22 protein-coding genes and 2 tRNA genes are annotated in these 18375 nt (G+C 40.4%); 12 read left to right on the top strand and 12 right to left on the bottom strand.

Annotation, left to right across the window (positions count from 1 at the left end):
• Window position 1: 1 nt before the first annotated feature.
• Window positions 2–532: a DUF924 family protein gene (locus tag HUS61_RS02590; protein WP_175082255.1), complete on the top strand. Its 531-nt coding sequence runs from the start codon at window positions 2–4 to the stop codon at window positions 530–532.
• A 113-nt stretch (window positions 533–645) separates the two neighbouring features.
• A complete protein-coding gene (locus HUS61_RS02585; protein ID WP_054561606.1) occupies window positions 646–1092 on the top strand; it encodes a DUF4826 family protein in 447 nt (148 codons plus the stop codon).
• Window positions 1093–1146: 54 nt separating this feature from the next.
• On the opposite strand, the gene HUS61_RS02580 is transcribed toward HUS61_RS02585, so the two are convergent.
• The 12 genes from HUS61_RS02580 to HUS61_RS02525 all read right to left on the bottom strand — a co-directional run bounded on the left by HUS61_RS02580 (window position 1147) and on the right by HUS61_RS02525 (window position 9218).
• Window positions 1147–1605: a GNAT family N-acetyltransferase gene (locus HUS61_RS02580; protein ID WP_054561605.1), complete on the bottom strand. Its 459-nt coding sequence runs from the start codon at window positions 1603–1605 to the stop codon at window positions 1147–1149.
• Window positions 1606–1617: 12 nt separating this feature from the next.
• Window positions 1618–2763, bottom strand: coding sequence for a cupin domain-containing protein (locus tag HUS61_RS02575; protein WP_175082256.1), 1146 nt, complete (start codon window positions 2761–2763; stop codon window positions 1618–1620).
• 73 nt (window positions 2764–2836) lie between these two features.
• Window positions 2837–4207 carry an adenylosuccinate lyase gene (purB, locus tag HUS61_RS02570; protein WP_054561603.1) on the bottom strand — a complete coding sequence of 457 codons (1371 nt, stop codon included), beginning with the start codon at window positions 4205–4207 and terminating at the stop codon, window positions 2837–2839.
• Between the two features lie 33 nt (window positions 4208–4240).
• Window positions 4241–4843, bottom strand: a complete 603-nt coding sequence (gene hflD, locus HUS61_RS02565) for a high frequency lysogenization protein HflD (protein WP_054561602.1) — start codon at window positions 4841–4843, stop codon at window positions 4241–4243.
• Complete coding sequence (gene mnmA / locus HUS61_RS02560; protein WP_175082276.1) at window positions 4843–5943, bottom strand: tRNA 2-thiouridine(34) synthase MnmA; 1101 nt, start codon at window positions 5941–5943, stop codon at window positions 4843–4845. Before mnmA ends, hflD begins: the two co-directional genes overlap by 1 nt.
• A gap of 177 nt (window positions 5944–6120) precedes the next feature.
• A complete protein-coding gene (locus tag HUS61_RS02555) occupies window positions 6121–6555 on the bottom strand; it encodes an NUDIX hydrolase (protein WP_175082257.1) in 435 nt (144 codons plus the stop codon).
• Entirely contained in the window at window positions 6548–7195 is a 648-nt protein-coding gene (locus HUS61_RS02550) for an rRNA large subunit pseudouridine synthase E (protein WP_175079583.1), read from the bottom strand. The genes HUS61_RS02555 and HUS61_RS02550 overlap by 8 nt, the downstream gene beginning before the upstream one ends.
• Window positions 7195–7524 carry a TusE/DsrC/DsvC family sulfur relay protein gene (locus HUS61_RS02545; RefSeq protein ID WP_175079584.1) on the bottom strand — a complete coding sequence of 110 codons (330 nt, stop codon included), beginning with the start codon at window positions 7522–7524 and terminating at the stop codon, window positions 7195–7197. The genes HUS61_RS02550 and HUS61_RS02545 overlap by 1 nt, the downstream gene beginning before the upstream one ends.
• Window positions 7525–7527: 3 nt before the next feature.
• A complete protein-coding gene (locus HUS61_RS02540; RefSeq protein WP_258535975.1) occupies window positions 7528–7743 on the bottom strand; it encodes a DsrH/TusB family sulfur relay protein in 216 nt (71 codons plus the stop codon).
• A gap of 47 nt (window positions 7744–7790) precedes the next feature.
• The gene (gene tusC / locus HUS61_RS02535; protein WP_058585115.1) at window positions 7791–8147 is read right to left on the bottom strand and encodes a sulfurtransferase complex subunit TusC; all 357 of its coding nucleotides are present in this window, start codon (window positions 8145–8147) and stop codon (window positions 7791–7793) included.
• The gene (gene tusD, locus HUS61_RS02530) at window positions 8144–8497 is read right to left on the bottom strand and encodes a sulfurtransferase complex subunit TusD (protein ID WP_175082259.1); all 354 of its coding nucleotides are present in this window, start codon (window positions 8495–8497) and stop codon (window positions 8144–8146) included. Before tusD ends, tusC begins: the two co-directional genes overlap by 4 nt.
• Before the next feature lie 55 nt (window positions 8498–8552).
• Window positions 8553–9218, bottom strand: a complete 666-nt coding sequence (locus HUS61_RS02525; RefSeq protein ID WP_175082260.1) for a Bax inhibitor-1/YccA family protein — start codon at window positions 9216–9218, stop codon at window positions 8553–8555.
• Between the two features lie 259 nt (window positions 9219–9477).
• Between HUS61_RS02525 and HUS61_RS02520 the strand changes: the two genes are divergently transcribed.
• From HUS61_RS02520 to HUS61_RS02475, 10 genes are all read left to right on the top strand, one after another.
• Window positions 9478–9568, top strand: a tRNA-Ser gene (locus tag HUS61_RS02520).
• Window positions 9569–9609: 41 nt separating this feature from the next.
• Window positions 9610–9700 (top strand) — tRNA-Ser (locus HUS61_RS02515).
• A gap of 153 nt (window positions 9701–9853) precedes the next feature.
• Window positions 9854–10249, top strand: a complete 396-nt coding sequence (locus tag HUS61_RS02510; protein ID WP_054561595.1) for a hypothetical protein — start codon at window positions 9854–9856, stop codon at window positions 10247–10249.
• Window positions 10250–10374: 125 nt separating this feature from the next.
• A complete protein-coding gene (locus HUS61_RS02505) occupies window positions 10375–10836 on the top strand; it encodes a GAF domain-containing protein (RefSeq protein WP_054561594.1) in 462 nt (153 codons plus the stop codon).
• Window positions 10833–11111, top strand: coding sequence for a hypothetical protein (locus HUS61_RS02500; RefSeq protein ID WP_054561593.1), 279 nt, complete (start codon window positions 10833–10835; stop codon window positions 11109–11111). Before HUS61_RS02505 ends, HUS61_RS02500 begins: the two co-directional genes overlap by 4 nt.
• A gap of 14 nt (window positions 11112–11125) precedes the next feature.
• On the top strand, window positions 11126–11776 hold the full coding sequence (proQ, locus tag HUS61_RS02495; protein ID WP_054551396.1) for an RNA chaperone ProQ: 651 nt from the start codon (window positions 11126–11128) through the stop codon (window positions 11774–11776).
• A 27-nt stretch (window positions 11777–11803) separates the two neighbouring features.
• Window positions 11804–13828, top strand: a complete 2025-nt coding sequence (gene prc / locus HUS61_RS02490; RefSeq protein ID WP_058585112.1) for a carboxy terminal-processing peptidase — start codon at window positions 11804–11806, stop codon at window positions 13826–13828.
• 178 nt (window positions 13829–14006) lie between these two features.
• Entirely contained in the window at window positions 14007–15488 is a 1482-nt protein-coding gene (gene nhaC / locus HUS61_RS02485; RefSeq protein ID WP_175082025.1) for a Na+/H+ antiporter NhaC, read from the top strand.
• A gap of 41 nt (window positions 15489–15529) precedes the next feature.
• Window positions 15530–18124: an aminopeptidase N gene (pepN, locus tag HUS61_RS02480; RefSeq protein ID WP_175082024.1), complete on the top strand. Its 2595-nt coding sequence runs from the start codon at window positions 15530–15532 to the stop codon at window positions 18122–18124.
• Window positions 18124–18345 carry a DUF2835 domain-containing protein gene (locus HUS61_RS02475; RefSeq protein ID WP_082401568.1) on the top strand — a complete coding sequence of 74 codons (222 nt, stop codon included), beginning with the start codon at window positions 18124–18126 and terminating at the stop codon, window positions 18343–18345. Before pepN ends, HUS61_RS02475 begins: the two co-directional genes overlap by 1 nt.
• Window positions 18346–18375 lie beyond the last annotated feature (30 nt).

Below are 18375 nucleotides of genomic sequence, written 5' to 3'. Positions count from 1 at the left end.
TATGGATAAGCAAAGGATTATCGATTTCTGGTTTAATGAATTAGGACCAGAAGCTTGGTATCAGCAATCAGATGAAGTTGATGCATTAATTACGGTTAAGTTTTCAGAATGCCTTTTGCAGGTTATCGCTGGCGAGCATGCTGCCTGGCGAGTTGATGCTCTAGGCACTTTAGCTGAAATTATCGTGTTAGATCAGTTTTCGCGCAATATTTACCGTAATACGGTGAAAGCGTTTAGCCAAGACCCACAAGCACTAAGCTTAGCGCAAAGAGCAATTGAACTTGGCTTTGATAAAAAATTACCTAGCTCTCAAGCTGCGTTTATTTATATGCCGTTTATGCACAGTGAATCGAAAGTCATTCATCAGCAAGCTGAGCAATTGTTTAAAGGCATGAGTAATTATGAATTTGAACTAAAGCACAAAGTGATTATTGATAGGTTTGGTCGCTACCCACATCGCAATAAAGTTTTAGGTCGTGAATCAACCTCTGAAGAGCTGCAATTCTTAACTGAGCCTAACTCTTCTTTCTGAGTTGACTGAATAGTACGCAAGTGAATTAAAATGCTCTTTGATTGCCCGTAAACACTTGCACAGCGCCATTTTAAACCTTAAAGTGTCAGAAATGTTGTAAAAGAGTAACCACCATGGAACAAAAACAAGCAAGACCATTAACACCAGAAGAACAAGCCGAAGCGCAAAAACAAAGTGTTATTTGGCAAAGAGAATGTTTCCAAAATGCACAAAAGCATTTAGCTGAAAAAGGCGTTATTCCGCAAACTGTTGTAGAAAAAGAAAGCCGTTTTATCGCGCCATTAGTAGCGATTTGGAAATTTAAAGCACAAAACGGTAAGAGCTATTGGGTGATCACCGGTCGTTTACCTACCGATCACGCTGAAGCAAGTGCAGCAAATAATGCACGTGAAGTATTACGTTATTTCTCAATGCAGTGGCAAATGAAGGCTGATCAGCTAATGCAATCAGGTGCGGTAGATAAAACCAAAGTTGATTTTGCTAACCTGTTAATCAACCGTGCTCATGGTTTATATGAGCTATTTGAAAAAGAAGAAATGTGGCAAAACGAGCCAGCATAACTTCTAATAAAAAAGCTGAATAATGTTATTCAGCTTTTTTATTTAACATATACCTTAATGCACCAAAGTGAATGGCCGCGTATCAAATTGCTTAATAGGGCAGAGCATTCGCTGCCTTGGAATACCAGCCTCCATAAATACTAAGCCATCAGCCGAAAAGCCATTTCGTTTAAATCTATCTACTTCGTTCAATATGCAATTAATGCTGACGCAATCACAGCCTTGCTTTTCAGCCATGCCTACTAAGTAATTCAATAATGATTTGTAAACCGAACGGTTACGATGTTCAGGTAAAACTGCAATTCGCCCAATGAGACCATCATTACATAAACGCCCAGTAGCAACTGGGCATTTACACTCGTCGGTCACGAGTACGTGATGTGCTGTTTTATCTAAATGATCAAACTCAATGTCTTTAGGAATATGTAGTTCGCATACAAATACTCGCTCTCTGATCTGTTGTAAGAGTTCCTTGTCGATACTCCATTCAACTTCATCTATTTGATAGCTCATAAACACACGCTCCTAACAAAACCAAATACCCTCATTTAAAAGTGTAGTAAAGGTTTTCAAGAAAATGTGATTATTTTTTGAACTATTTATGTCAGCAGAGGTCAAGCAGGTTTGATCTGTGAGCTTTGTTATTAATTCAAGGTCAGTTAAATCATGCATATAATTAACACCATTAATACTTAAAAGTATTTTATCGTCAATTACTTGATAAATGGCACGGGTACCACCTAAACGCTCAAAAACAACGTCTTCATCATTGAGTAAGTCATTTACGTCATCTAGTGTATATGGCTCCTCTAAAGGCGCTAAATCCATGTCATGTTTTGGCTGACTCATACTGTTACCAAGCCAAGTCTTGAATACTGCGTCATCATTAATCGCAGCAATCATAAGTTGCTTTACTTTTTCTGCTTCAGTTTGGTTAAGTTCACCTTTAGATGAACGCAACTTAAGCTCTGCATCACCATATCGTTGATTACCAAGCTCAGTATCGATGAGGTGATCGGCAAATTGTGATAATAAATCGCGTTGATTTGGCGCTCTAAAACCTACAGAGTAATTAAGTGCATTTTCAACTGCGTAACCTTCATGTGGGCAACCTGGTGGAATATAGAGAATATCACCCGGCTCTAACACACAGTCGATCACGGCAGGAAATTGCTCAACTTGTAACAGGCTCTTATTTTGTGCAAATTGCTTTAAGTTCGCATCAGGTAAACCAACTCGCCAGTGGCGCTTTCCTTCACCTTGAATAATAAACACGTCGTATTGATCTAAATGCGGACCCACGCCACCACCCGGGGTAGAGTAGCTGATCATTAAATCATCGATACGCCAGTTTGGAATAAAGCGAAATGGCTCCAGTAGTTGTGCTGCATCGCTATGCCAATGGTCAACTGCTTGCACCAGTAATGTTGAGTGCTTTTCAGTTAGCAAGTTAAAGTCTTCAAAAGGACCATGGTATGCTTGCCAATCATCTGAATGATTGGTCACAATACGTGATTCAATACTTTCTTCCATAGCAAGACCGGCCAATTCTTCGGCCTCAATCGGATCTGCAAAATCCTTGAAGCCTTGCTTTATAAGTAATGGTTTTTTCTGCCAATACTCAGCTAAAAATTGCTCTTGGGTTAATGAATTGATGGTTAATTGATACATAACGTGACCTAAGCGAATTGATATAAAAAAAGCGAAAGGAAGGCCTTTCGCTTTTTTAAGTCTTAATTTGAATTTAAGCTAAGTTGTCGATGAACTCAACAGCACGACCAATGTAATTAGCCGGAGTTAATTTTTTCATTTCTACTTTTGCTTCTTCAGGTAACTCAAGACCATCGATGAAATCAGCCATGATTTCTTGGTTTACGCGCTTACCACGAGTAAGGTCTTTAAGTTTTTCATATGGCTTTTCGATACCATATTTACGCATAACCGTTTGGATTGGCTCTGCTAGTAATTCCCAGTTTTGGTCTAGTTCTGCTAATAAACGCTCTTCGTTTACTTCAAGCTTGCTAACACCTTTTAATGTCGCTTGGTAAGCGATAAGTGTGTAGCCCATACCAACACCTAGGTTACGTAACACTGTTGAGTCAGTTAAGTCACGTTGCCAGCGAGAAACAGGTAGTTTTTGCGCAAGGTGAGTAAAGATAGCGTTAGCAATACCTAAGTTACCTTCAGAGTTTTCAAAATCAATCGGGTTTACTTTGTGAGGCATAGTTGATGAACCAATCTCACCTGCGATTGTTTTTTGTTTGAAGTGGTTAAGTGCAATGTAGCCCCAAACGTCACGGTCAAAATCAAGTAATACAGTGTTGAAACGTGCAACTGCATCGAATAACTCAGCAATGTAATCGTGTGGCTCGATTTGTGTTGTGAACGGGTTGAACGTTAGACCTAGGCTCGTTACGAACTGCTCAGCGTGGCTGTGCCAATCGTAATCTGGGTATGCACTTAGGTGAGCGTTGTAGTTACCTACAGCACCGTTGATTTTACCTAACATTTCTACGTTAGCAATTTGGTCACGTTGACGCTTTAAGCGCATGTAGACGTTTGCAAACTCTTTACCCATTGTAGAAGGAGTAGCTGGTTGACCGTGGGTACGTGTCATCATTGCAACTGACTTGTACTCAACTGCTTTTTCTTTTAATGCATTTAGAAGTTGGTCACAGTATGGAAGTAATACTTTGTCACGCGCTTCGGTAAGCATTAAACCGTGAGACAGGTTATTGATGTCTTCTGAAGTACATGCAAAGTGAATGAATTCGTTAACTGCGTTAAGCTCTGCGTTATCAGCTACTTTTTCTTTAAGTAGGTATTCAACTGCTTTTACGTCATGGTTAGTTGTGCGCTCGATCTCTTTAACGCGTGCTGCATCAGCTTCGCTAAAGTTATCAACAATGGCATTAAGTAAAGCATTAGCCTCGTCGCTAAATGCCGGTACTTCTTTGATTGCGCTAGCTGCAGATAAAGCTTGTAACCAACGAACTTCAACAGTTACACGGTATTTGATTAAACCAAATTCGCTGAAAATACTGCGTAGTTCCGTGGTCTTGCTGCCATAGCGACCATCTACCGGAGAGATAGCGGTTAACGCTGAAAGCTCCATAATGACTCCTAAATTGTCTAGTTTGAACGATAATTAAATTGATTGTTTAGCAATGGCGAGGATTTTTCTTTTTGCAAAGAAAAAGTGACGGCGTTTACCGCCCATTTGTCGCCATAACACGGCACTACGAATTCCGGCCAATAATAGGGCACGAATTTTGTTTTGCGTGAGCTGCTGTTTTAATAACTCTGGCTTGCCATACACTTGAATACGATGCCCAAGGGGGCTTAGCACCGATGAGTAAATATCAGCAAGCGCTGCTACTACAGTATCATCTGTGATAGCAAAGTGGTCGAGGCGACGTTTAACATCATCAATGCGACGACCTAATTCATTTAAGCTGTTTTGTTTTGAACTTAATGCACGTTCTAATTGCATTAAACCACCCACATATTTTACGATTTCGACGTCTTTGTCTGCGCCAGCAGAAAGCTGTGCAATCAAAATGCGATAGCCTTCACGTAAATTATGTTTACCCTGATACACGTCTTCAGGGCTATTTGGTGATGTTTCGACAATACAGTTTAGTAATTTTTCTAATTCGTGATCACTGCCTTGGCCATATTGCGCAACTTTTTGTACTTGTTTAGCAACTTGACACATGGCAGCTAAAGCCATGACTTGGTGCTCTGTCATTATTTGATCACCGAATCAATAATACCACCACCTAAACAGACTTCGTCAGCGTAGAATACGGCTGATTGGCCCGGTGTCACTGCTTTTTGTGGCTCATCAAATAATACGCGTGCCATACCATCTTCACCAACAAGTAAAGTACAGCTGATATCTTCTTGGCGATAACGAGTTTTAACAGTACAGCGTGTGGTCCCTTTAGGGCCTTCGCGGTCAACCCAGTGAAGCTGGTTTGCATTTAAACCATTGCTGTACAGGCGAGGGTGGTCTTTACCTTGACCAACCACTAATACGTTACGATCAACGTCTTTATCAACTACATACCAAGGTTCACCCGAACCTTCTTTCATGCCGCCAATTAATAGACCTTTACGTTGACCAAGTGTGTGGTACATCAAGCCTTCGTGCTCACCCACTTCGTTGCCATCGGTATCTTCAATTTTACCTGGCTGTGCTGGTAAGAATTTTTGTAAGAAGTCTTTAAATTTACGCTCACCAATAAAACAGATACCGGTACTGTCTTTTTTATCGTGAGTGATTAAGTCTTGCTCTTCAGCGATGCGGCGTACTTCAGGCTTAGCAATATCGCCAACAGGGAAAAGTGTTTGCGCAATATGCTCATGGCTTAGAGTGTATAAAAAATAGCTTTGATCTTTGTTGTCATCAAGGCCACGACACATTACAAATTTTTCACCGCGCTTTTCACGGCGAACATAGTGGCCAGTAGCGATGTAATCAGCACCAAGTGCTTGTGCTGCAAATTCTAAAAATGCTTTGAATTTGATTTCTTTATTACACATGATGTCTGGGTTTGGTGTACGACCTGCCTTGTACTCTGCTAAAAAGTATTCAAACACGTTGTCCCAGTATTCGGCTGCAAAATTTACAGTGTGAAGCTCAATACCTAGCTTATCGCACACAGCTTGTGCGTCTTGTAGGTCTTCAGCTGCAGCGCAATATTCATCATTATCGTCTTCTTCCCAGTTTTTCATGAACAGGCCTTCAACTTGATAGCCTTGTTGCTTTAATAAATACGCTGATACAGAAGAATCAACACCGCCGGACATACCCACGATGACTTTAATGTGACTATTTTCGCTCATAATATTCGCTGTCATTTTTTAACTGCTATGGAAAGGCCGATATTATATACCCAAACCACCTCAAGATGCGAGTTTCAGTTGGAATTAAAAGCGATTTAGGCAAGGCATTGATTGCAAGTAATAGTGGTTTGGGCATAGCAAACCTTTAGACACCCAAACCAGCCAAAATCACAGTGGTTATTGGTAAATCAAACTAAGTGGGTAGGCTTTACCAGCTAAATAATCTTCAATGCATTTTAAAACCAGAGGGCTTCTAAGCGGCAGGCTTTTAATTTGCTCAAGGCTAAACCAATTTGCGCTAAGAATGTCATCATCTTGGGGAGATGGTTCAAATAGCTCTGGGCTATTAAAAGCAAAGCTAAAACGCATATAGTGAACGCCATTTGCGGCATGCAAATTATAAATGCCAACAAGGTGACTGGCATTAAGGCTAATGCCTGTTTCTTCAATAAGTTCGCGATGAGCTGCTTCTGCTAAGGTTTCATTGGCTTCTAGATGACCCGCAGGCTGGTTATAGCAAATATCACCTGTGTGTTTATCGCGCTCTTTAACAAGTAAAAATTTGTCTTGGCATGTGACGATGGCGGCCACTGTGACATTGGGTTTATGCATCAGGGTTGTTCACTACTTTAAACTGGCCATTCTCTAATCCATCAAGGGTATAGTTACCAATGCTGTAACGAATTAATCGCAAAGTAGGGAAGCCAACATGCGCTGTCATACGGCGAACTTGGCGATTACGGCCCTCAGTGATAGATATTTCTAACCAACTGGTTGGTATGTTTTTACGCTCGCGAACGGGCGGGGTACGTGGCCAAATTGACGGCTCGTCAATACGCCTAACCTTGGCAGGCTTGGTCATTCCATCTTTGAGCTCTACGCCTTTGTTAAGTGCAAAGATAGCCTCATCAGTAACATCACCTTCTACTTGCACCCAATAAGTTTTAGCTGTTTTTTTATTGGGTTCAGTGAGTGTGTGTTGTAATTTACCGCAGTTGGTAAGTAGCAACAGTCCTTCGCTATCTCTATCTAAGCGTCCTGCTGCATACACGTCTTTAATAGTAATAAAGTCGGCAAGCGTTTTTCGGTTTTGGTCATCGGTAAATTGGCAAAGCACATCAAATGGTTTGTTAAATAGCACCACTTTTCGCTGCTCAGGGCTAATTGCTTTTTTAACTTGGCGTTTTTGAGTCGGCCTTGAATAAGTTCGACCGCTGCTGCGACGTGGTTTGCTATTGGCTTTATTAACCATTAAATACACCTAGCCGGTTTAGGTAAACCTGCAATTTTAGTCGCTTGCTTTGCTGGGCCTTTCGGGAATAGCTTATACAAATACATGCTATTACCTTTTTCTTCACCTAGCTTTTGGGCCATTGCTTTGACCAGCATGCGTATTGCAGGGCTGGTGTTGTACTCTACGTAAAAATCACGCACAAAATGCACAACTTCCCAGTGCTGCTCACTTAAGGTAATGTTCTCTTGCTCAGCAATAATGGGTGCAAGATCTTCACACCAATCGTTTGAATCAAGTAAATACCCTTGTTTGTCTGTTTCTATCTGTTTGTTATTAAATTCAAGCATGGTTTACCAAGTAATCGTGTTTTTTGCGTTTAAAGTCATTTCTACAAACTGCGCGTAGTTTATTGCGATATCGCCTTGATTAAATGAAATATCACGGGTTGCAGCATCTTCTTCAAGTAGATGAATTGCTGAAGAGAACTGCTTAAACTGCATGTTGTTATAACAAGCGTCACTAACAAGTAGCACTGTATCTTCTGAAGAAATTAAATTTGCCAACATATTATTGCAATAGTGAGCTAAGGGTTTTGAAAAAATATGCAAGGTACTCATAAGGTCACCACTTGATGCTGTTGGCTAATTAAGTCTCGCTGTTGCTCAAAGTTAGCTACTTTAACATCGATAATCAGACTATCTTCTGAAAGGTTAAAATCCATCAACGACTTTTCACATACATATATGTTTTCAACATCGTATAACTCAAGGGTTTTAATGGTTTTAAAATAGTTTTTAATGCCAAGTTGCTCTGGTTGTTGATTTTTTTTCAAAGCTAAAACTGCCTCACCACTTAGAAGCCAACTAATATTTTGTTCAATAGCGGCAAAAATTAGTGTCGTGTCGAGTGATTCACGAATATGTTGATCGTCAAATGGGCTATGTTGGCTTATTACTAAAATGTTTTTCATTTAAATTGCACCCATTTATCCGCTTCACTGACAAGCATCGCAAATTCTGCAAGCCCAGCGACGGTAAACACGCCTGTGTTATCGATATCTAAGCCACGCTTTTCAGCAGCAGTGACACATAGCAGTAGAGGGATCTCTTGCTCACTTAACGACTGCCACAAACGATTAATTGGAAGCTCGTCGCTGGCAAGTTCTAAATGGTTACTTGCGTGGTAAACACCAGCTTGATAAAGAAAGATAGCTGCAATTGAGTGACCAGATTCAAGACAGGCCTGTGCAAATTTAATTAGCCGTTGAGTTGTGTCGTGATCGGTCGGCGCGGTATGAAGAGAAAGTACAAATTGTGCCAAAACGCATCCAATAAAAAAGCCCCTAGAAAGGGGCTATTTTAGCAGAACTATTTAATTAGTCATCACTTGCACCAAGTAGGTGAAGAAGAGACGTAAATAAATTATATACGTTAAGGTATAAAGCAACTGTTGCGCGGATGTAATTAGTCTCGCCGCCATTAATGATACGGCTAGTGTCAAATAAGATTAATCCAGACATAATTAGTACAACAGCGGCATTGATAACCATAAAGGTAATTGAGCTGCCAATAAATAAGTTAACTAGGCTTGCAATAATAACCACGATTAAACCCACAGTTAAAAAGCCACCCATAAATGAGAAGTCTTTTTTAGTGGTAAGCGCATAAGCCGACAAACCAAAGAAGATTAACGCAGTAGAGCCTAACGCTTGCATAATAAGCATAGGGCCATTTGGCATTGCAGCGTAGTAGTTAAGCATAGGACCAAGTCCTGCGCCCATTAAACCTGTGAAAACAAATACCCAAGCAACACCTGAAGCACTGTCAGCCTTTTTGTGAACAACAAAAAGCACACCAAGTGAAATCAAGCTAAATACTAACCCCATAAAATAAGGTAGATTCATTGCCATTGATATACCTGCTGTCACTGCGCTAAATGCCAGTGTCATCGCCAGTAAGAAATAGGTATTCTTTAAAACTTTATTGGTTTCAATAGTCGACATTACTGGTCTTGCAGTATTGTACGATTGATTAAACGCCATTGTTAGAGCTCCTTTAAATGAACTTATACGTTCGTTAGTTCCAATTATTAAACTGAACTAAGCCTATCAAGAGTTATATATTTGGGCAAACTATTGTGGATCAATAGACAAGATAAATAATCGAAAAGTTCAATGTTGCGCACAATCTAAACGCTGTTGTACTAATGCTGAGCAAATTAATTGTTTTTTAATCACTTAAACAGTTTTTTGAAAAAAAAGCTTCACAAGCACGGCCGCTTTATCTATTATGCACGCCGTCGGAGAGATGGCAGAGTGGTCGAATGCACCGGTCTTGAAAACCGGCAGGGGTTTGTAGCCCCTCTAGGGTTCAAATCCCTATCTCTCCACCATTATTTTTACTACTGGCGCAAGCGGGTAGGTTTTTGCATTCGGAGAGATGGCAGAGTGGTCGAATGCACCGGTCTTGAAAACCGGCAGGGGTTTGTAGCCCCTCTAGGGTTCAAATCCCTATCTCTCCACCATCATTGAAGCCGCTGAATTTATTCAGCGGCTTTTTTGTTTCTTTTGCTTTTCCATTTGTTCTGCAAATTACGACTATTGTCGATATTTCGCATTTTAACTAGTTAGTCCATGCTTAACACTTCTCGTATTATCTTTGTGACATTAGGGAATTTATGAAACATCGTTTAGCAAAGAGTGTAGGACTTTCTTTATTATCGCCTGTGATCATCGGTTGTATCTTAGGCCTTTATTATGCGTTTACACTTGAAGGAAATGGTTTAAACATTTTCTTTAACTTATTCGTTAGCGCAATCGCCAATGCCCACATTGTAGGTCTTACTATGGCAGCGTTTGTGGTACCTGGTTATTTACTTATGTATAAGTATGCAAAGGTTAATTATTCAGGTGTTCTGACACTTGGCTTACTAGGTGGCGCTATTTTCAGCTACTTACTTAGCGCTACAACAGGTATGGCTTTTATAGTCAATGCTGTGATGTCTGCTCTGGCAGCTGGACTGTTTTTATTTGGTTTAAGACAGGGCCTTACAACACAATCTTCTCATCAATAGCAGAATATTTAATCAAGCTGACTGAAATTGAGGGCAAAATGTTTTTTTTTGCCCTTAAAAGGTTTCATTTGTCGTCTACAAAGAGTACCTTTAGCTACTGTATGTTTAATAAGAAGTAGTTTGGTATGCAAAAGCAAGATTTTTACCAGTCATTAGTTAAACAAACTGAGTCGCTAATCACTGGTGAATCAAATGTTATTGCCAACATGGCAAATATTAGTGCGCTGTTATTTACCTCTTTAGAGGATATCAATTGGGCGGGCTTTTATTTAATGGATTCACCTGAAGAATTAGTGCTAGGGCCGTTTCAAGGTAATCCTGCATGTATCCGTATTCCAGTAGGTAAAGGGGTATGTGGAACTGCCGCGCAAACACAACAAACACAACTCATTGAAGACGTGCATGCATTTGCTGGTCATATTGCCTGTGATGCTGCATCTAACTCAGAAGTAGTTGTGCCGATTTTCAAAGACGGTAAAGTATTTGCTGTACTTGATATCGACAGCCCAAGCATTGCGCGATTCGATGCTGATGATCAAGCTGGTTTAGAAGCATTGGTAAAATGCTTTGAGGCAAATCTAAAATGAAAGATCTGCTAAATGTGCAAGATTACCTCTTTGCAATCCAAGATGTTGGTGATTGGGAAGGGGAAGAAGAAGTTGTTGCCGAAAGGCTCAACGACTTGATTCATATGGCATGGGAACGTCTACCAGATGACCTTGACTGTGAATCAATTGATGAAATTATAAATGGTATTTGGGAACACCTTCGTGGTGATTTAGCGCTTATTGAAGCGGACTTCGAAGAGTTGACCGACTGGGTAACACACTATGTCGATTCATCACTTGATGAAAAGATGTAATAAAAGGTTCTAACATGGAAACCACAAACAAGCTAAAAGATATTAATGAAGTACTGGATTTCTTATACCAAGAATTTCCACAATGTTTTAAACAAAAAGACGGTATTCAGCCGCTTAAAGTAGGTATTTTTAAAGATATCGCTGAGCGTATTGAAGGTTCTGAGAAAGTAAGTAAGACTCAGGTTCGTCAAGCACTAAGAAAGTACACCTCAAACTGGCGCTATTTAGAAGCTGTGACTAAGTCTGAGTTCCGTATCGATCTTGATGGTAATCAAGACGAAAAAGTAGAACAAGAGCACATTGAGCACGCACAAAAAGCGTTAGAAGAAAGCCGCGCAAAAATGGCGAAGCGTAAGAAGCCACAACGTCCACGTAAAGACGGTGACACAAAATCTTACAAAAAGAATAGTGGCCACCACGCTAAATCTGGCGAAAAAGGCGCTAAAGTAAATAATAAGCCTGCTAAAGCTGCTCCTGCAAAACGTTCAGGAAAAGTTGAACCTTTACCTGCCTCAGAGGTCAAGGTTAATAGCAAAGTTAAAGTTAAACTTGGTCAAGCACTTGTAAACGCGGTTATTACTGAAGTGAATAAAGATGAAGTTCACGTTGAGTTAGTAACAGGGATGCAAGTTAAGACCAAAGCAGACAGCCTGTATATCATTTAATAGCTGTAAAAAATAAAGGAGTTGTGTATGAGTAAAAAGTTTACGCTCATTCCGTTAGTCGCTGCCCTGTTTTCAGGTTCATTATTGGCATCTTCAGACAATCTGACTGAAAAAGACCTGCCAGTACTCAAGCAAGAAAGCCAACATAGTACGGCAAGCAAACGGGTGACAAACTTATTTACTCGTGCACACTACAAACCAATTAAATTTAACGATGAATTATCTGAGAAGGTTTTTGATCGTTACATTGAATCTCTCGACTACAATAAAAATGTGTTTTTAGCCTCTGACATTGCCTCGTTTGAGCAATATAAAGACCAATTTGATAATGCATTGTCGACAGGTAAATTGGGATTTGCCTTTGATATTTTTAACTTAAGTTTAAAACGTCGTTTTGAACGCTATGACTATTCTTTATCGTTACTTGAAAACGAAATGAAGTTCGATAAAGAAGATGAGTATCTGTTTGACCGCGAAGACGCTAATTGGGCAACAAGCCAAGCTGAGCTTGATGAACTTTGGCGTCAGCGCGTTAAATACGATGCTTTACGATTAAAAATGACTGGTAAAGATTGGCAAGGCATTAAAGAAGTCTTGACCAAACGTTACCACAATGCGCAAAAGCGTTTAGTACAAACCAACAGTGAAGATGCTTTCCAAATCGTGATGAACTCATTTGCACGAAGCATTGAAGCGCATACCTCTTATTTATCACCTCGTCGCGCTGAGCAATTCAAGATGGACATGGATCTTGAATTAGAAGGTATTGGTGCGGTACTTAGCTATGATGAAGATTACACGGTAATCCGTAGCTTAGTACCTGGCGGCCCGGCTGATAAGTCTGAACAAATTAAAGCAGATGACCGCATTATTGGTGTTGCCCAAGAAGGTGAAGAATTTGTTGATGTGATTGGCTGGCGTTTAGATGACGTCGTTGATTTGATTAAAGGCCCGAAAGGGACAAAAGTTCGCCTGCAATATCTAAAAGGGGCAGATGCTCACGGCACACCAAAAGTGGTTGAAATTACGCGTGATAAAATTCGCTTAGAAGACCGCGCTGCAAAATCTGAAGTATTTGAAGCAAAATATTCAGACTTAACCAGCAAAATTGGTGTGATTGAAATCCCAGGGTTCTATAACAACCTATCACAAGACGTTAAAGTTGAAATTGCAAAATTAAAAGAAGCCAAAGTAGACGGTATAATCATCGACTTACGTCAAAACGGCGGCGGTTCACTTTACGAAGCGACGCAGCTTTCTGGCTTATTTATCGATCAAGGTCCTGTAGTACAAATTCATACGCTAAATAATCGTATTGAAGAGCAAAAAGACCGTGACGGCGTCACTTTTTATGATGGCCCACTTACTGTGTTGGTTGATCGCTACAGTGCATCTGCCTCAGAGATTTTTGCAGCAGCGATGCAAGATTACGGCCGTGCTATTGTGATTGGTGAGCAAACCTTTGGCAAGGGTACTGTACAGCAGCACAAACCACTTGGCCGTGCTTATGACTTATATGACCATCCATTAGGTAGCGTGCAGTACACCATTGCAAAATTCTACCGAATTAATGGCGGAAGCACACAACACAAAGGCGTGATCCCAGATGTATCGTTCCCATCGGCAATTGAGCCATCAGAGTGGGGCGAGAGTCAACAAGACAACGCGCTACCTTGGGATAGCATCATACGTGCTAAGTACAACTCTGTTGATAACCTAAAACCAGCGATTGCTTACGTTAATAAGCTTCATGATGCGCGTATTGCAGATGAGCCTGAATTTGGTTATGTGTTTGCTGACATTGAGCGCTATCAAGAAGAGAAAGACCGTAAGACTATCTCATTGGTTGAAGCGACCCGTCTAAAAGAGAAAGACGAAGGTGAAGAACGTGCGTTAGAACGTGCTAATGAACGACTTGTTCGCCTTGGTGAAAAGCCAGTAGAGAAGCTTGACGATTTACCTGATAGCCTTGACGAGCTAGACCCTTTCTTAGAAGAAGCGGCATTAATCACCCAAGATTATATAAAATATGGTCGTATCGCTAAGAAATAATTAGCAATTAAATAGCAATATCGATTAATAAAAAGGCGCTTAAGCGCCTTTTTTGCTACCTAAAACAGGTTAGATTGGTATAATCACAAAATCTGCCTGCATAAGGCCACTGAAGTTTTGCGTCAAAGCTTACAATAATAATTAAACACGCCACATAAGACGTGTAGGAGACTATCTTTTGAATTCAATTGAAGAGAAGCCAATTAAACAGGCCAGTTTTTTAGATGCCTTAATCCCAATTACTGTGCTCGTGTGCCTACTAGGCGCTGCTGTTTATTTATTCGGTGATAACTCATCATCGGGTCCTAACCAAATCGCTTTATTATTCGCTACATTTACCGCGGCATTAATTGGCTTAAAAAATGGTTACACCTGGAAGAAACTAGAACAAGCCATGATTGAGGGGATCACCTTATCCCTTGGAGCAATCATTATACTGTTAATGGTGGGTGCCTTAATCGGTACTTGGCTGTTATCAGGAACTGTACCCACTCTAATTTACTATGGCTTACAAATTATCAATCCTAGCTGGTTCTATGCCGCTAGCTGCTTGATTTGTGGCATTGTCGCGATGAGTATCGGTAGCTCTTGGACAACGGCTGCGACTATTGGTGTGGCGCTATTAGGTGTTGCAACTGGTCTTGGTCTTGAACAAGTTGTCACGGCGGGTGCGGTTATCTCAGGTGCCTACTTTGGTGATAAATTAAGCCCGCTTTCTGAAACAACGAATTTAGCGCCGGCAGTGGCAGGGGCTGATTTATTTGACCATATTCATCACATGCTTTGGACAACGGTACCAAGCTTCATTATTGCGTTAATTATTTTTATCTTTATGGGTTTTAATGCCGGTGGTTCTGCTGAAGCTGGCCGTATTGATGAAATCGTTAATTTATTAGAGCAAAACTTTAATATTGGTTTTGAAATGCTAGTACCACTGGTGGTGTTATTGTTTTTAGCAATTCGTAAAATGCCAGCTTTCCCTGCTATTTCGATTGGTGCGGTGCTAGGTGCGATTTGGGCTATGTTATTTCAATCAGATTTAATAAATACCCAAATTGATGCATCACAAGGCCATGCAATTGGTTACTTTAAATTAGTTTGGACAACGTTCTTTGATGGTTTCAGCATTGACACTGGTGATGAAAAAATGGATTCATTATTGAGCGGTGGTGGCATGGCTGGCATGCTAACAACCACTTGGCTGATTATGACGGCCTTGATGTTTGGCGCTATCATGGAAAAAACTGGCTTACTTGATATGTTCGTTAAGAGCATCTTAAAGATTGCTAAAAGCACGGGTTCTCTTATCACTGCAACGATTGCAACGTGTATTGGTACCAATGCGGTTGCAGCTGACCAATATATCGCGATTGTTGTTCCTGGTCGTATGTTTAAAGACGAATATGAAAAACGCGGTTTAAAGCCTGTAAATTTATCTCGCACATTAGAAGATGGTGGCACAATTACTAGCCCACTTATTCCTTGGAATACCTGTGGTGCCTATATGCAAAGTGTTTTACTAATCAATCCATTTGACTATGCAATGTACGCGTTCTTTAATTTAATTAATCCATTCTTAGCGGTTGTTTATGCCTATTTGGGTATTAAAATTTTACGTATTACCCCAAAACATCTTAAACAAGAAGCTAACGCCGAATAAACTATTTAGGCCCTGCTAAGCAGGGCCATTTGGAGTCAGTAATGTCTGCTACGAGTAAACCTCAAGCTCAATATTTAAAAGATTACCAAGCCCCACAATTCTCAATCCAACACATCGATTTACGCTTCGAATTAGCCCCTTTAAAAACATCAGTGCAGTCAACAATGACAATCAATCGTACCGATGAAAGCAATGCTGATCTTGCGCTAGATGGTGTTGATTTAACTCTTATCTCAGTAAAGGTTGATGACAAAGCGTATGATGATTACACGCTTGAAGATGAAAAGCTGATCATTCATAACTTACCTGAAAGCTTTATTCTGAAAATTGAAAACCATATTGATCCGCAAACGAATACCTCGTTAGAAGGTTTATACTTGTCGGGTGGTGCTTACTGTACGCAATGTGAAGCTGAAGGTTTTAGAAAGATTACCTATTACCTTGACCGCCCAGACGTACTTGCCAGCTTTTATGTCACAATTATTGCCGACAAAAAGTACACTCACTTGCTGTCTAATGGTAACCAAATTGAATCAGGTAACTTAGATGACGGTCGTCATTTTGTAAAATGGCAAGACCCATTTAAAAAGCCTAGCTACTTATTTGCATTAGTCGCCGGTGATTTTGACGTATTACGTGACCATTACACGACGCAGTCTGGACGAAAAGTTGAATTAGCTTTGTTTGTTGATAAAGGTAATTTATCAAAAACGCCTCATGCCATGACTTCTTTAAAGAAATCAATGCAATGGGATGAAGAGCGCTTTAACCTTGAATACGATTTAGATATTTACATGATTGTTGCCGTTGATTTCTTCAACATGGGCGCAATGGAAAATAAAGGCCTGAATATCTTTAACTCTAAATGTGTTCTGGCGAATCAAGAAACAGCCACAGACAAAGATTACCATACGATTGAATCTATTGTAGGGCACGAGTACTTCCATAACTGGACCGGTAACCGTGTGACTTGCCGTGACTGGTTCCAACTGTCGTTAAAAGAAGGCTTAACAGTTTTCCGTGACCAAGAGTTTAGTAGTGATTTAGGCTCACGTGCACTTAATCGAATTGATGCGGTTAAAGTCATGCGTACTCACCAATTTAGTGAAGATGCAGGGCCGATGGCTCACCCAATTCGCCCGGAAAAAGTTATTGAAATGAATAACTTTTATACAGTGACTGTGTATGACAAAGGGGCTGAAGTTATTCGTATGATGCACACCTTACTGGGAGAAGAGAAGTTCCAACAAGGTATGGCATTGTATTTCGAGCGCCATGACGGACAAGCAGTTACTTGTGATGATTTTGTCGCTGCCATGAGTGATGCGTCTGGCATTGATTTAACGCAATTTAAGCGCTGGTATAGTCAAGCGGGTACACCTAAGCTCAATGTAGAACAAGCGTATGATGAACAAAACCAGACTTTCACATTAAATATTGAGCAGTTTGCGCCAGATAATCAGCCTAACAATGCCTTACTGCATATTCCTTTTGCTATTGAACTTTTAGATAGTGAAGGGCAGTCGCTACCACTTGTGATTGATAATCAGCCACAAGATTCGGTATTGAATGTCACAGAAAAAACACAGCAGTTTGTTTTCGAGGGCATTAAACAGCGCCCAGTCGCAGTGCTACTAGAAGATTTCTCTGCGCCATGCATCGTTAATCAAAATACATCTGCCGCTGAGCTGTTACATATTATGCGTTTTGCTCGCAGTGACTTTTCACGTTGGGATGCTCAACAGCGCTTATTTACTAATGAAATGAAAGCGGCGATTGCCAGTGGTGAAGCTTGCTTATCGGATGATATCTTGTCGGCATTAAAGCTACTAGTTGATAATCGTGAAGGTGACCTCGCACTGATTGCTGAGCTGTTAAAACTACCTAGCTACGATACTCTTGCAGCAGAATATGCCGTCATCCCTGTTGACGACATTATTGCTGTTCAAAATGCATTTGAATCGCAAATTGCCAACTTCCTAACAGAATCATTGGTTAATTGTTATAACGCGCTTGAAGATGATGGTTCAACATCTGCTACAGCCGTTGCAGTGCGTGCTCTTAAGCAACTTTGTTTACACTATTTAGCGAAAACAAATCACAGCGACGTTAATAGCCTTATCGAAGAGTCTGCCCACAGTAATAATATGACCAATGCACTTGCTGCATTAAGTGCTGTTGTAAAAGCAAATCACTCACTATGTGATACGCTTTTAACAGAGTTTGATGCTAAATGGCGTCATGATGTGCTCGTTATGGATAAATGGTTTGCACTGCAAGCGATGAAAGATTCAGCAACGAGTATCAGCGATATTAAAGCGCTTTATGATCACCCCAGTTTTGACTTTGGTAACCCTAACCGTGTGCGTGCTTTGGTTGGTAGCTTTAGTCACTTTAATATCACTCAGTTCCACCGTGCTGATGGTAAAGGGTATCAGCTATTAGGTGACTTATTAGTGAAGCTTAACGATATTAATCCGCAAAATGCATCACGCATGCTAACGCCATTTATGTCATGGAAACGCTATGATGAAAATCGTTCTGCGGCAATGAAAGCACAACTTCAACGTTTAGCTGATTTAGACGGTCTTAGTGATGATCTGTTTGAAAAAGTAGAGAAAGCACTCGAAAGTTAATGACAGAGTACTATTTTGCCTTGTATCTGAGTTACTCAGAGTGTCTTGATTACTATCATGGTAAATATAAATCTGTGCAAGTTACAGAGGATGGTGGCAAGACAGTTCGCTTTGACGCTCACCATTTGCGTCCTTTTATTTCTTCACTAGGAATAAGAGGGCGCTTTAGGTTGACATTAACGGCTGAAAATCAGTTTTTAAAACTCGAGAAAATTAGTTAAAAAAGCAGCATTAGCTGCTTTTTTTGTAAT

It is taken from the genome of Pseudoalteromonas sp. 0802, assembly GCF_013350085.1.
Classification (GTDB): domain Bacteria; phylum Pseudomonadota; class Gammaproteobacteria; order Enterobacterales; family Alteromonadaceae; genus Pseudoalteromonas.
Note: the sequence above shows the minus strand (reverse complement) of the source record. Positions and strands in the feature narration are given on the sequence as shown.